The organism is Rhodococcus ruber NBRC 15591, from assembly GCF_001894945.1.
GTDB lineage: Bacteria > Actinomycetota > Actinomycetes > Mycobacteriales > Mycobacteriaceae > Rhodococcus > Rhodococcus ruber.
On the sequence record NZ_BCXE01000033.1, the window covers coordinates 69311 to 82342 of the forward strand.

Consider the following 13032-nt stretch of genomic DNA (forward strand, 5'->3'; position numbering starts at 1 on the left):
GACATCTCAGGTGCGCAGATGCCGCTTGATGCGCGCCAGCATTGCGCTCATCCCTCGCAGGCGCAGCGGGCTGACAGCTTCGGCCAGGCCGAGGGCCGAGTAGAAGTCGTCGGGGACCTCGAGGATCTGTTCGGCACTGAGGCCGTCGAGCCCCTGATGCAGGATGGACGCGAAGCCGCGGGTGGTCGGGGCCTCGGGGGGCGCGCTGAAGTGCAGCCGCACATGCTCACGGTCGGCCGTGTCGACCGACAGGAACAGCGGTGACTGGCACTCGGGCACCGGCTCCATCGCCGCCTCCTCGAGTTCGGCGGGAATCGGCGGAAGTTCCCGGCTGAACTCGAGCAGCAGCTGCAGCTTGTCCTGGCCGTCGACCGCGGCGAAGTCGTCGACGATCTCGGCGAGAGGTGCGGGCAGGGTCACCGGGCCGGCACCTCTCCGGGCTCCTCGCCCTTGACGATCGGCACCCGTACCGCATTGCCCCACTCGGTCCACGACCCGTCGTAGTTGCGGACGTGCTCGTAGCCGAGGAGATGGGTCAGCACGAACCACGTGTGGCTCGACCGTTCGCCGATGCGGCAGTACGCGACGACGTCGGCGTCCCGCGGGATGTCGGCGTAGATCTCCTCGAGCTCGGTGCGCGACCGGAACCGGCTGTCCGGTGCCGCTGCCCGCGCCCACGGAATGGACACCGCGGTGGGGATGTGCCCGCCGCGCAGCGCACCTTCCTCGGGGTAGTCCGGCATGTGGGTGCGCTCGCCCGTGTACTCCTGCGGGGAGCGCACGTCCACGAGCGGTCCCCTGCCGAGGTGGTCAAGGACGTCGTCCTTGAACGCCCGGATCGCGGCGTCGTTCCGCTCGACCACCGGGTAGCCGCTGGTGGTGCTCACCGGGATGTCGAGGGTGGTGTCGCGGTTCTCGGCGATCCAGGCGTCGCGGCCGCCGTCGAGCAGACGCACGTCCTCGTGACCGAACAGCGTGAACACCCACAGCGCGTAGGCGGCCCACCAGTTCGACTTGTCGCCGTAGATGACGACCGTGTCGGTGCGGCGGATGCCCTTGCGGTCCATCAGGGCGGCGAACTGGGCGCCGTCGATGTAGTCGCGGGTGACCGGGTCGTTGAGGTCGAGATGCCAGTCGATCTTCACGGCGCCGGGGATGTGGCCGACGTCGTACAGCAGCACATCCTCGTCCGATTCGACGACCTTCACCTCGGGTGCGCCCAGGTGGGCGGACAGCCACTCCGTCGACACCAGGCGGGTCGGATCGGCGTAGGCGGCGAAGGACGGGTTGGCGTCGGGCGCGACGGGCACAGGTGGCTCCTGAGGCAGTGGTGACAGTTCGGTGATCGACAATCCGGTGACGACGTGCGCCGTCGATTCTAGGCGGTACCGTCGGGCAACGTGCTGTGCTCCCCGTCCGCCCCGACGGACCTCGCGACCCGCGCCGACATCGATCGGCTGCTGCGCCGGTTCTACGAGCGCGCGCTGGTCGATCCCGTGCTCGAGGCGCCGTTCTCGACCCTCGCCGTGATCGGCCTCGACGACCATCTCCCGACGATCGGGGACTTCTGGGAGCAGGTGCTGCTGCGCACCGGCCGCTACCGCGGCGCCCTGGTGCCGGTGCATGCCGCGCTGCACCGCCAGTACGGGCTCGACGCGGCCCGATTCGACCGCTGGGTGCGGCTGTGGAACGAGGCCGTCGACGAGTTGTTCGCCGGGACGAACGCCGACCGCGCCAAGGCGAAGGCGGCGTCGATCGCGGCGGCGCTCAGCGCGCGGCTGGATCGAGCATCGTCAGCATGAGCCGCGACGGCTCGACTGCTCGTACCGCGTGCGGCAGGCGGGTGGTCATGTGCACCACCCCGCCCGGCTCGAGGTCGACGGTGCGCCCGTCGGCGGTCACCTGCAGGTGGCCGGTGAGGGCCTGCAGCAGGACCGGAAACGCGGCCGTGTGCTCGCGCAGTTCCTGCCCGGCGTCGAAGGCGAAGACCACGACGCGGGCACCCTCGGCGACGAGGACGCGCTGCGGGCGCGGTCGGTCCGGGTAGGGCTCGACGGCGTCGCGGACGTCGGCGAGGTGCGACAGGGCGGGGGCGGCGGGTTCGGGCTGCGGCGCGGCGGGGCTCACGACCGCAGGCTACCGCGGCTTCGTCGCGACGATCGCCCTACCGCGGCTTCGTCGCGACGATCGCCACGGCCGCGATCGACTTGCGGTACGTCGTGAACGTCGCGCGCATGCCCAGCACCCGCTTGCGGGCGTCGCCGTCGCGCAGCACGTTGCGTACGAAGCGCAGGGTGCCGAGGACGCCCTCGTCGGCGACGAACCGCGCGGGCCGCAGCAACGCCATCGGGGCGAGCCGCACGACGTCGACGCGCAGGCCGGCGTCGGTGAGCAGGGACCGCCACTCGGCGACGGTGAGCGGACGGGCGTTGACCTTGATGGAGCGGGCCAGGCCCTGCCGGATCTCGGTCTTCACCGCGTCGTCGAGCTCGTCGGGCACGAGGGCGAGCTCGTGGATCGCGTACCGGCCACCGGGGCGCAACGTGCGCACGGCCTCGGCGACGATGCGGGCCTTGGCGGCGTCGGTCTGCATGGTGAGCATCGCTTCGCCGACGACGACGTCGGCGTCCGCATCGGGAAGGCCGGTGGCCGCGGCGTCCGCGACGACGCAGCGACCGCGGTCGCCGATCGCGTCGCGGGTCAGCTCCGCGGCGGTCTCGTCGTGCTCGACGCCGGTGTACGAGAGCGGCGCCGAAGCCAGGATCTCCCGCGCGGTCCGACCGAGGCCGGGGGCGAGTTCGACGACGTCGCTGCCCTCGATGCCCGCATCGACGAGCAGGCGCGTGGTCATCCCCGCGCCGCCGGGACGCAGCACGCGCTTGCCGAGGCGAGCGAGCAGCCAGTGGCCGGGCAGGTGGGCGGAGTCGCGCTCGGACATGGGCAGGACATGGGGATCGCTCATGCCTCGATGTTAAGGGAAGGCAATCCTAAATAGAAGGGGCCTCGGCGGTGTTCGACGCCCAGAGCCGCGCCACCGACACGCCCACCTCGGCGAGCAGTCGTCGCACCAGCGGCAGGCCGATCCCGATCACCGAGGACGGGTCGCCCTCGACGCGCTCGACGAACCACCCGCCGAGGCTGTCGAGCGTGAACGCCCCCGCCACCTGCAGCGGCTCGCCGCTGGCCAGGTAGGCCTCGAGGTCGGCGTCGGTGGGGCGGCCGAAGTGGACGGTGGTGCTGCTGTGGCCGGCGGCGCGGGCGACGACCTCGCCGCCGCCCAGGCGCAGGACGCTGTGGCCGGTGAGCAGGTCGGCGCTGCGGCCCGCCATCGCCCGCCATCGCTCGCGGGCGACCTCCACCGTGCCCGGCTTGCCCTGGAGCTGCCCGTCGACCAGCAGCATCGAGTCGCAGCCCACGACGAGGGTCTCGTCACCGAGACCGTCGCGCACGAGGGCCGGCACGACGTCCGCCGCCTTCGCCCTCGCGAGCTCGGTGACCACCAGTTCGGGTGCCGCGCCGGGACCGAGCTCGGCGATCAGTGCATCCTCGTCCACCGCCGAGACCCGCACGATCGGGTCGACCCCGGCCGCGCGCAGCACGGACAGCCGGGCCGGGGACGCCGACGCGAGCACCAGCCTGGCCACGATCAGCCCAGGTTCGGGTACGAGTACGGCGAGAACGGCGCCGTCCGGCGGTGCATCCGCGTGGGGTCGCCCCACGTCTCGCGCGGGCGGTCGTCCTCTGCCGGGGCGGCGGATCCGGAGGCCGCGGCGAGCACCGCGACCAGCGCGGCGATCTCGACATCCGAGGGGTTGCCCTTGACGATCCGGATCGCCGCGGACGTCTCGGGGCCGGCGGTCTCGGCCGCCGGCGCCGTCGACTCGGCCGACTCTGCCGACTCGGCCGCTGCGACCTCGGTCACCTCGGTGTCGATGATGGTCTTCTCCTCAGCTACCGCAGTCACAACACACCTCCCGGGAGGTTACCGGAGGCGGCGGGCAGGGCGCGGGAGCGGGCGCGCTGCGCGTTCGAAGTCATGTCGTCCCTCTCGTGGGTCGGGGCCCGGCCGGCTCGGCGGAACCGAACCGGCCGGGATGGTCTCGGCCGAGTGGCCGTCAGAGGGGGATGTTCCCGTGCTTCTTCGGCGGCAGCGTGACCATCTTGCGCTCGAGCAGCCGCAGGGCCGCCACGATCTGCCCGCGCGTGTGCGACGGCGGGATGACCGCGTCGACGTAGCCGCGCTCGGCGGCGACGTACGGATTCACCAGGGTGTCCTCGTACTCGTTCTGCAGCTCGAGGCGCAGCGCGTCGACGTCCTCGCCGTTCTTGGCCGCTTCGAGCAGGCGCTTGCGGTAGACGAAGCCGACGGCACCGGAGGCGCCCATCACGGCGATCTGCGCGGTCGGCCACGCCAGGTTGACGTCCGCACCCATGTGCTTCGAGCCCATCACGTCGTACGCGCCGCCATAGGCCTTGCGCGTGATGACGGTGATCTTGCCGACGGTGGCCTCGCCGTACGCGTACAGCAGCTTCGCGCCGCGGCGGATGATGCCGTTGTACTCCTGCTCGGTGCCCGGCAGGAAGCCCGGCACGTCGACGAGGGTGACGATCGGGACGTTGAACGCGTCGCAGGTGCGCACGAAGCGCGCGGCCTTCTCCGAAGCGTCGATGTCCAGGCAGCCCGCGAACTGGGTGGGCTGGTTGGCGACGATGCCGACGCTGCGGCCGTCGACGCGGCCGAAGCCGACGATGATGTTCTGGGCGCGCTCGGCCTGCACCTCGAGGAACTCGTCGTCGTCGAGCAGGCGACGGATCACCTCGTGCATGTCGTAGGGCTGGTTCGCCGAATCCGGGATCAGGGTGTCGAGCTCGAGATCCTCCTCGGTGAGCGAGTCCTCGATCGAGCCGACGATCGGGTCGGTCGGCGCCGTGCGGGGCGCGGCGGCCTGATTGTTGCTCGGCAGGTACGACAGCAGGTCCTTGACGTAGTCCAGGGCGTCCTGCTCGCCGTCGGCGACGTAGTGCGCGACCCCGGACTTGACCATGTGCGTGTGGGCGCCGCCGAGATCCTCCATGGTGACGTCCTCGCCGGTGACGGTCTTGATGACGTCGGGTCCGGTGACGAACATCTGGCTGGTCTGGTCGACCATCACCACGAAGTCGGTCAGGGCGGGGGAGTAGACGTGTCCGCCGGCGGCCGGGCCCATGATCAGCGAGATCTGCGGGATCACGCCGGAGGCCTGCACGTTGCGGTGGAAGATCTCGCCGTAGAGGCCGAGGGAGACGACGCCTTCCTGGATGCGCGCGCCGGCGCCCTCGTTGATGCCGATCAGAGGACGGCCGGTCCGCAGCGCGAGGTCCATGACCTTGACGATCTTCTCGCCGTAGACCTCGCCGAGACTGCCGCCGAACACGGTCGCGTCCTGCGAGAACACGCACACGTCGCGGCCGTCGACGGTGCCGTAGCCGGTGACGACGCCGTCGCCGACCGGCCGGTTCTCGGCCAGGCCGAAGTTGGTGCTGCGGTGGCGGGCGAGCTGGTCGAGCTCGACGAACGAGCCTTCGTCGAGCAGCGCTTCGATGCGCTCACGGGCCGTGAGCTTGCCCTTCGCGTGCACCTTCTCGACGGCGGCCGCACCGCTCGGGGCCTGCGCCTGAGCCTGGCGATTGCGCAGGTCCGCCAGCTTGCCGGCGGTCGTGTGGATATCGGGCGTGCTCGCCGCCTCGGGCGCGGACGGCTCCTGGACAGTGGTCATGGGCCATGAGCTTAGCGAGCGTCAGTCAGCGAGCGCGCACCGAGCCCCCGCTTGTGTTGAATCATTGAACTGAAGCTACCGGCGAGTACGGTTCGCCGCCCATCCTAGGCTGTGCGGATGCCCACCGAACCCGAACCGCAGCGTCCGCCCGTCGACCCCGCGCCCGCGCGAGGCGAACTCGACGTCGAACGGTTGCGCGCCGCCCTCGTGCGCGGCGCCGATCCCGACGCGTTCTACCGGCGCCTCGACGTGGTCACCGAGACCGCCTCCACCAACGCCGACCTGCTCGCTGTCGCCCGCGACCCCGGCACCGACCGCCGCGTGCTGCTCGCCGAGTTCCAGCACGGCGGCCGGGGGCGGCACTCGCGGGGATGGGCCGGCGTTCCCCGCGCTCAGGTGATCGTCTCGGTGCTGCTGCGCATGCCCGGCATCGACCTCGCCGACCTGGGCTGGCTGCCGCTGCTGGCCGGCACCGCGACCGTCGACGCGATCCGGTCGGTGACCGGGGTCGATGCCGAGCTGAAATGGCCCAACGACGTCCTCGTCGAGGGCCGGAAGGTAGCCGGAATTCTCGCCGAGGTCGCCGGAACCCATCCCGAGCCCGCCGTGGTGGTCGGGATCGGACTCAACGTCTCGCTCACCGAGGACGAGTTGCCGGTACCCACCGCGACGTCGCTCGCGCTCGCCGGGGCGACCGATCTCGATCGCACCGCACTCGCCGAGGGGCTGCTGCGCGAACTCGGCCGCCGCTGGCAGCAGTGGTACGTCGCGGGCTGGGACGTCACCGGACCGGCCGCGGCGTACCGCGAACGGTGCGGCACGCTCGGGCGCCGGGTGCGAGCGGTGCTGCCCGGCGACACAGAACTGCACGGCGTCGCGGTCGACGTCGACGAGCAGGGCCGCATCGTCATCACCCCGGACGACGGCGGCGAGCCGATCGCGGTGTCGGCCGGGGACATCACCCACCTGCGCCCGGTGCCCTGACCCGCCCTCGAGCACCCCGCATCGCGGCTGTGTCATCGTGTCCGGCATGGGATACCCGGAGGACGCCCTCGCCGCCGAGGAACGGCTGCTGCTGCACCGGCACCCGCACTGGAAGATGCTCATCGTCCCGGCGGCGATCTTCCTCCTCGCCACCGCGCTCGCCGGATTTCTGCTCGGCCTGAGCCAGGCCCGGCTCGACGGCTCCACCGCGAGCACCCTGACGATCGTGCTCGCGGTGGCGTGGGCGGCGATCGTCGCCTGGCAGTGCCTGGCGCCGCTCGTCGGCTGGCTGTCGACCCACTTCATCGTCACCGATCGACGGGTCCTCGTCCGGCAGGGCGTTCTCACCCACTCCGGCATCGACATCCCGATGGGACGCATCAGCAACGTGCAGTTCCGGCACGGCCTGCTGGACCGGATCCTGCGCACCGGCACCCTCGTCATCGTCTCCGCGGCCGACGACCCGCTCGAATTCGACGACATCCCCGACGTGCAGCGCGTGCATGCCCTGCTGTATCAGCAGGCCTTCCACGCCGACCCGGTGCGGGGCGGGGAACCGCGGACCGACGGGCCGAGCCGCAAAGCCTGGTAACGCGCCGTGCGCCCGGTGCCGATCCGTACGCTGGATCCGTGACCGCAGTCCTGCTCGCCGAAGACGACGAAGCCATCGCCGCGCCCCTGTCCCGCGCGCTGGGCCGGGAGGGGTACGACGTCACCGTCGAACAGACCGGTCCCGACGCGCTCGAACGGGCGCTGTCCGGTGAGTACGAACTGCTCATTCTCGACCTCGGACTGCCCGGCATCGACGGCCTCGAGGTGTGCCGGCAGATCCGTGCCCACCGCTCCGACCTCGCCGTCCTGATGCTCACCGCCCGCACCGACGAGGTCGACTTCGTCGTCGGTCTCGACGCCGGCGCCGACGACTACGTCGGCAAGCCCTTCCGGCTCGCCGAGCTCATGGCCCGGGTCCGGGCGCTGCTGCGCCGCCGCGGGGGTGGCGAGCCCGAGGACGTCGTCGAGGTCTCCGGGATCCGGCTCGAACGGGCGGCCCGGCGCGTGCTCGTCGACGGCTCCGAAGTCACCCTCGCCAACAAGGAATACGAACTGCTGCGGGTGCTGCTCGAACACGCCGGCCAGGTGGTCTCCCGTGACGCCATCCTGCAGGAGGTCTGGGGCGACGCCGACCTGCGGGGTTCCAAGACCCTCGACATGCACATGTCCTGGCTGCGCCGCAAGATCGGCGACGAGGGCCCGGCCGGGGAACGACGCATCGCTACCGTCCGCGGTGTCGGATTCCGGCTGAACACCGACTGACGGGGCCGGGGTGCGCAGCCGAATCCTGTTCGCGGTCCTCGCGGGCTCCCTGCTCGTGGCCCTGCTGCTCGGAGTCCCGCTCGCCTACACCGCCTGGTTGTTCGTCGAGGACACCGCACGCCGCGACCTGCAGGGCCGGCTCGAGCGCATGTCCGCGGAGGTCATCGCCCAGGAAGGCGCCGACGGCCTGGTGGTCGGGGGACTCGACACCAGTTCCCTGCGGCTCGTCGTCCCCGACGGCGGACGCCTCCTCGTCGTCTACCCGACCCCCGAGGACGCCGCGGCCCGGCTCGACATCGGTGCCGCCACGGTGCCCGACCCACTGGTCGAGTCCCTGTCGATGGGAACGTCGGGATCCCTGCGGCTCGAGGCGCCGTCCGAGGACATGCGTCTGCTGCAGCGGCAGGTTCTCGTCGGGGTGACGCTGCTCGTGCTGCTGTCCGTGGCTGTCGGTGCCGTCGTCGCCGTCGTCACCGCGCGCCGGCTGGCGGACCCCTTGCGCGACGTCGCAGCGCGGGCCCGCCGGCTGGGCGAAGGCGACTTCCGGCCCGATCCGCGCCGGCACGGCATCCCCGAACTCGACCGCGTCTCGGACGTCCTCGACGCCGCCACCGTCGAGATCGCCGGTCGCCTGCAGCGCGAGCACGCCCTCGTCGGCGACGTCTCGCACCAGCTGCGGTCCCGGCTGACCGCGGTGCGGCTGCGCCTCGACGAGCTGTCCACCCACACCGACCCGGCTGTCGTCGAGGAAGCCGAGGAAGCGATGCGCCAGGTGGACCGGCTCACCACCGCCATCGACGAACTGGTCCGCGCGTCCCGCAACAGCGGTTCCGAACTGCGCACCGAGGTGTCCGTCGTCGGGGAGCTGACGGGGGTGATCGCGGACTGGCGAGGCCCCTACAAGGAAGCGGGGCGGGAATTGCACCTGAGCGGGGATCCGTCGCTGCGCAGCCGGGTGACCGGGTCCCGGCTGCGCGAGGCCGTCGCGGTGCTGGTCGACAACGCGCTCATGCACGGCGACGGCACGTGCACCGTGTCCGTGCGGCGGGTCTCGACCCTCGGCGGCGGATCGACGGTGTGCGTGGAGGTCACCGACGAGGGGGACGGTGTCAGCGACGAGCTGGCGCCGCACATCTTCGACCGCGGCTTCTCCGGTACCGGCTCGACCGGTGTGGGCCTGGCCCTCGCCCGGGCTCTGACCGAGGCCGACGGTGGGCGCCTGGAACTGCAGCGCCGCCGCCCCGCCCTGTTCGCACTGTTCCTCGGCTCCACCCGTGACGAGTCCACCCACACGGGGATCCGGGAACCGCGCTGAACCGTGAGTGGGGGCGGGACCGGAGTCAGCCCGGGTTCAGGAGTGTCCCAGGCCTTCCTCGGCGAGTTCCTCGTGCCCGGGAACCTCGTCCCCGTCCGGATTCATCTCCTCCGGGAACACGAAGCGGCGGAAGCACCAGAACCGGAAGACCATCTGCAGCAGATTGCCGATGATGTACGCGCTGACGAAGTCGGCGATGTTCTCGACGGTGAGGCTGACGTCCGGTACCCGCAGGTCGAACACGTAGCTCGAGATCCACAGCGGGATGAAGCTCAGGACCACGCCGATGCCGCTGACGGCGAAGAACAGCAGCGCCTCGTGGTGCCGTTCCCGGCCGCCCCGGTTCTTGAACGACCACTCCCGGTTGAGGACGTACGAGCAGATCACGGCGATCACCCCGGCGATGACCTTGGCGGTCACCGGCTTCTCCTCGAGCACCGTGAGCTTGAGGGTGTAGAAGATGACCGAGTCGACGACGAAGGTGGTGCCGCCGACGATCGCGAACTTGATCAGCTCGTGGTGCCGCAGCAACAGCCCCCGGAGAGGCTCGGGGACTCGGTTCACGGCCGCATCGACGAAAGACACCCGGACGAGTCTACGAAACCGTGGCTCGAAGACACGAACCCGCCGGTGGATTATCAGCTTTACCACAGGAACGCGGGGGTGTCGCGCGGGAGCGCGGCGCCACCCCCGTCGCCCGCTGTGACACCATGGTGAGCCGTGACCGCTACACCCCCGGACTCGGCCGCCGCGACCCCCGCCCCCGCGGCCGGCGACACCCCCTCGCACACTCCCCGCACGCTGCCCGCCGGTATGCCGGTCGTCGCGATGGTCGGCGGCGGTCAGCTCGCCCGCATGACCCACCAGGCCGCGATCGCGCTCGGCCAGACCCTGCGGGTGCTGGCCGCGAGCCCGGACGATCCGGCCGCCCGGGTCAGCCCCGACGTGGTACTCGGCAGCCACACCGACCTCGACGCGCTGCGCAGTGCCGCGACCGGCGTCCACGCCCTCACGTTCGACCACGAACATGTGCCCACCGAGCACCTCGAGGCGCTGCAGCGCGAAGGCGTCAGCGTGCAGCCGCCGCCGCAGGCCCTGATCTATGCGCAGGACAAGCTCGCGATGCGTCGGCGCCTCGCCGAGCTCGGCGCACCGGTGCCGCCGTTCGCCGAGCTCACCTCGGTCGAGGACCTCACCGCTTTCGGCGACGAGCACGGCTGGCCCGTCGTGATCAAGGCCGCCCGCGGCGGCTACGACGGCCGCGGTGTGTGGATCACCGGCGACGCGGACGAGGCGCAGCGGATCGTCGCGGAGCAACTCGCCGCCGGGGTGCCGCTCATCGCCGAAGAGAAGGTCTCGTGGCGGCGGGAGCTGTCCGCGATGGTCGCGCGCTCGCCGTTCGGGCAGGGCGCGAGCTGGCCCGTGGTCGAGACGGTGCAGCTGAACGGGCAATGCGCCGTCGTCATCGCGCCCGCCCCGAACCTGCGGGCCGACGTCGAAGCCGCCGCCGAACAGCTGGCACTGCGCATCGCCGCCGAACTCGGTGTCGTCGGGGTCATGGCCGTCGAGCTGTTCGAGACCGAGACCGGCGAGTTGATCGTCAACGAACTCGCGATGCGGCCGCACAACTCCGGGCACTGGGGCATGGACGGTGCCCGCACCGGCCAGTTCGAGCAGCACCTGCGTGCGGTGCTCGACTACCCGCTCGGCGACACGTCGCCGATCGCGCCGGTGACGGTGATGGCGAACGTGCTCGGCGCCCCCGAGGCGCCCGAGATGAGCATGGACGAGCGGCTGCACCACCTGTTCGCCCGGATGCCCGACGTGCGTGTGCACCTCTACGGCAAGGGTGAGCGCAAGGACCGCAAGATCGGGCACGTCAACGTGCTCGGGGACGCGACCGGGTCGATCGACGACCCGCAGTACGTGGCGGCGGTGCGCGAACGCGCGGAGCGCGCGGCGCACTGGCTCTCGCACGGAGTGTGGACCGACGGATGGGATTCTCACGGTGACTGACGGAGCACAGGTCGGCCTGATCATGGGCAGCGACTCGGACTGGCCGACGATGCAGGCTGCGGCTGAGGCGCTCGTCGAGTTCGGCATCCGCTTCGAGGTGGGGGTCGTCTCGGCCCACCGCACCCCGCAGCGCATGCTCGACTACGCCCGCGACGCCGCCGGACGTGGCATCAAGGTGATCATTGCCGGCGCCGGCGGCGCCGCGCACCTGCCGGGCATGGTCGCCTCCGCGACGCCCCTTCCGGTGATCGGCGTGCCGGTGCCGCTGAAGTACCTCGACGGCATGGACTCGCTGCTGTCGATCGTGCAGATGCCCGCCGGGGTGCCCGTTGCGACCGTCTCCATCGGCGGAGCCCGCAACGCCGGGCTGCTCGCCGCCCGCATCCTCGGCGCGGCCGACCCCTCGCTGCGGGAACGGATGGAGCAGTTCCAGGCCGGCCTCGAGCAGATGGTGCTCGAGAAGGACGATGCGTTGCGGCAGAAGCTGCTCGGCTGACTTCGTGCACGTACGCGCGCTTTTCGGTCGTCCGCGCTCGAAATCGAGCGCGCGGACGACTGCGCGCCGCGCGGATCGTTCTGTGCGCGCGTCGCGCGGTGACCCGCAGGCCCGCGCGGTGACGGCCCTGGCGCTGTTGTGGGCGCGCGTGTGGGGCGGCCGCATCGACTTCGACGACGAGTTCGGTCTCTACCTCTGCACCGGAATGCGCGGCGGCTACGCCCGCTCGGGGACGACGATCGGCGGGGCGTTCCTCACCGGCCGGTCACCGTCGCGCCGGATCCTGCGGCACGAGGCGGTCCACGCCGATCAGTGGGCGCGGCACGGCATCGGCTTCGCGATCCGATATCTCCGGGAAGAGCTGCGCCGTCCCGGTGCCCGCAACCGGTTCGAGATCGAGGCCGGCCTCGCCGACGGCGGCTACACCGGCGGGGTCAGCCGTCCAGACGGGCGGTGATCTTCTCGCTCGCGGCCCGTCGCTCCGTGGCCGCCGGATCCGGGTTGCTCACCTGCACCAGCGACGCGCCGGCGGCGAGGACGGCGAGCAGGCCCTCGATCAGTGCCTGCGGGGTGCTCCAGTCGCGGCTCGACAGCACCCGGTCCGCACCCGTGATGCCTGCGGCCGCGGCGGCGTCCCGGGCCGCGGCCACCACGTCGTCGGCCGTCCGTCCGTCGAGCACCGGCCCGCCGTCCCCGGCGGAGCGGAACTGGTCACCGTGCACCCGCACGTGCGTCGCATAGTCGGTGACCCCGACCGGCAGGTCCGGCACGGGCCGGCCGAACGCGTCGAGCGAGAGGACCGCGACCTCGGCGGCGTCCGCGACCTCGTCGAGACGGTCTGCGGTGACCAGCGCGAGATCCGCGTCGTCGGGTTCGAGCACCACCTCGGCGCCGGCCCACCACGCGCCGAGCAGGACCGCGGCGCTCTGCCAGTGGGCCGGGAGCAGGACGGCCACCCGCCCGCCGGGCAGCAGGCCGAACTCGTCGCGCACCATGTTCGCCGTCTTGGCGGCCCAGTTCGCGAGGGTGACCGCGGACAGCTCGATCCGGGCGCCGGATTCGTCGTCGTACCACGTGATGCGGGGGCCCGCCGGGTCGGCGGCCAGGATCGGATCGAGCAGGGTGTCGGTCAGCGTGGTCACAGTGTCCTC

General features: G+C 71.7%; 17 protein-coding genes. 8 read left to right on the forward strand and 9 right to left on the reverse strand.

Translation table 11 applies throughout. The features are described from left to right. Window positions 1–6: 6 nt before the first annotated feature. Both RR3_RS19210 and RR3_RS19215 read right to left on the reverse strand, forming a co-directional pair. On the reverse strand, window positions 7–420 hold the full coding sequence (locus RR3_RS19210; protein WP_010594781.1) for a SufE family protein: 414 nt from the start codon (window positions 418–420) through the stop codon (window positions 7–9). Further along, window positions 417–1310 carry a sulfurtransferase gene (locus RR3_RS19215; RefSeq protein ID WP_064066803.1) on the reverse strand — a complete coding sequence of 298 codons (894 nt, stop codon included), beginning with the start codon at window positions 1308–1310 and terminating at the stop codon, window positions 417–419. The genes RR3_RS19210 and RR3_RS19215 overlap by 4 nt, the downstream gene beginning before the upstream one ends. Window positions 1311–1400: 90 nt before the next feature. Here RR3_RS19215 and RR3_RS19220 point away from each other — a divergent pair, with 90 nt between their 5' ends. Next, window positions 1401–1802, forward strand: a complete 402-nt coding sequence (locus RR3_RS19220; RefSeq protein WP_010594779.1) for a group III truncated hemoglobin — start codon at window positions 1401–1403, stop codon at window positions 1800–1802. On the opposite strand, the gene RR3_RS19225 is transcribed toward RR3_RS19220, so the two are convergent. The 5 genes from RR3_RS19225 to RR3_RS19245 all read right to left on the reverse strand — a co-directional run bounded on the left by RR3_RS19225 (window position 1768) and on the right by RR3_RS19245 (window position 5756). Further along, a complete protein-coding gene (locus RR3_RS19225) occupies window positions 1768–2127 on the reverse strand; it encodes a cupin domain-containing protein (RefSeq protein WP_010594778.1) in 360 nt (119 codons plus the stop codon). The genes RR3_RS19220 and RR3_RS19225 overlap by 35 nt on opposite strands. Window positions 2128–2164: 37 nt before the next feature. Further along, window positions 2165–2962: a class I SAM-dependent methyltransferase gene (locus RR3_RS19230; RefSeq protein ID WP_064066804.1), complete on the reverse strand. Its 798-nt coding sequence runs from the start codon at window positions 2960–2962 to the stop codon at window positions 2165–2167. 25 nt (window positions 2963–2987) lie between these two features. Beyond that, window positions 2988–3644 (reverse strand): Maf family protein, encoded by a 657-nt coding sequence (locus RR3_RS19235; RefSeq protein ID WP_026137500.1) that lies wholly within the window; start codon window positions 3642–3644, stop codon window positions 2988–2990. A 2-nt stretch (window positions 3645–3646) separates the two neighbouring features. After that, the gene (locus RR3_RS19240) at window positions 3647–3964 is read right to left on the reverse strand and encodes an acyl-CoA carboxylase subunit epsilon (protein WP_010594775.1); all 318 of its coding nucleotides are present in this window, start codon (window positions 3962–3964) and stop codon (window positions 3647–3649) included. Between the two features lie 151 nt (window positions 3965–4115). Beyond that, entirely contained in the window at window positions 4116–5756 is a 1641-nt protein-coding gene (locus RR3_RS19245) for an acyl-CoA carboxylase subunit beta (RefSeq protein ID WP_010594774.1), read from the reverse strand. Window positions 5757–5873: 117 nt separating this feature from the next. Between RR3_RS19245 and RR3_RS19250 the strand changes: the two genes are divergently transcribed. The 4 genes from RR3_RS19250 to RR3_RS19265 are packed head-to-tail and all read left to right on the forward strand — an operon-like array spanning window position 5874 to window position 9369. Next, complete coding sequence (locus RR3_RS19250; RefSeq protein ID WP_010594773.1) at window positions 5874–6740, forward strand: biotin--[acetyl-CoA-carboxylase] ligase; 867 nt, start codon at window positions 5874–5876, stop codon at window positions 6738–6740. Between the two features lie 46 nt (window positions 6741–6786). Beyond that, window positions 6787–7332, forward strand: a complete 546-nt coding sequence (locus RR3_RS19255) for a PH domain-containing protein (protein ID WP_010594772.1) — start codon at window positions 6787–6789, stop codon at window positions 7330–7332. Between the two features lie 38 nt (window positions 7333–7370). Continuing rightward, window positions 7371–8054 (forward strand): response regulator transcription factor, encoded by a 684-nt coding sequence (locus RR3_RS19260; protein WP_010594771.1) that lies wholly within the window; start codon window positions 7371–7373, stop codon window positions 8052–8054. A gap of 10 nt (window positions 8055–8064) precedes the next feature. Then, entirely contained in the window at window positions 8065–9369 is a 1305-nt protein-coding gene (locus tag RR3_RS19265; RefSeq protein ID WP_010594770.1) for a sensor histidine kinase, read from the forward strand. Between the two features lie 36 nt (window positions 9370–9405). Here RR3_RS19265 and RR3_RS19270 read toward each other — a convergent pair whose 3' ends face one another. Further along, the gene (locus RR3_RS19270) at window positions 9406–9954 is read right to left on the reverse strand and encodes a GtrA family protein (RefSeq protein ID WP_010594769.1); all 549 of its coding nucleotides are present in this window, start codon (window positions 9952–9954) and stop codon (window positions 9406–9408) included. 135 nt (window positions 9955–10089) lie between these two features. On the opposite strand from RR3_RS19270, the gene RR3_RS19275 reads away from it, so the two are divergent. The 3 genes from RR3_RS19275 (at window position 10090) to RR3_RS19285 (ending at window position 12338) form a co-directional block, all read left to right on the forward strand. Continuing rightward, window positions 10090–11385: a 5-(carboxyamino)imidazole ribonucleotide synthase gene (locus RR3_RS19275; protein WP_020480515.1), complete on the forward strand. Its 1296-nt coding sequence runs from the start codon at window positions 10090–10092 to the stop codon at window positions 11383–11385. Beyond that, window positions 11378–11881 carry a 5-(carboxyamino)imidazole ribonucleotide mutase gene (gene purE, locus RR3_RS19280; protein ID WP_010594767.1) on the forward strand — a complete coding sequence of 168 codons (504 nt, stop codon included), beginning with the start codon at window positions 11378–11380 and terminating at the stop codon, window positions 11879–11881. The genes RR3_RS19275 and purE overlap by 8 nt, the downstream gene beginning before the upstream one ends. 82 nt (window positions 11882–11963) lie before the next feature. After that, entirely contained in the window at window positions 11964–12338 is a 375-nt protein-coding gene (locus tag RR3_RS19285; RefSeq protein WP_010594766.1) for a hypothetical protein, read from the forward strand. On the opposite strand, the gene RR3_RS19290 is transcribed toward RR3_RS19285, so the two are convergent. Then, window positions 12316–13023, reverse strand: coding sequence for a TIGR03089 family protein (locus tag RR3_RS19290; protein WP_010594765.1), 708 nt, complete (start codon window positions 13021–13023; stop codon window positions 12316–12318). The two genes, RR3_RS19285 and RR3_RS19290, sit on opposite strands and share 23 nt — an antisense overlap. Window positions 13024–13032: the final 9 nt, after the last annotated feature.

Bases quoted from the DNA above. Each gene is read 5' to 3' on its own strand.
- RR3_RS19230 (WP_064066804.1), bottom strand. From the start codon at position 2,962: ATGAGCGATCCCCATGTCCTGCCCATGTCCGAGCGCGACTCCGCCCAC.
- RR3_RS19245 (WP_010594774.1), bottom strand. From the start codon at position 5,756: ATGACCACTGTCCAGGAGCCGTCCGCGCCCGAGGCGGCGAGCACGCCC.
- RR3_RS19250 (WP_010594773.1), top strand. From the start codon at position 5,874: ATGCCCACCGAACCCGAACCGCAGCGTCCGCCCGTCGACCCCGCGCCC.
- RR3_RS19255 (WP_010594772.1), top strand. From the start codon at position 6,787: ATGGGATACCCGGAGGACGCCCTCGCCGCCGAGGAACGGCTGCTGCTG.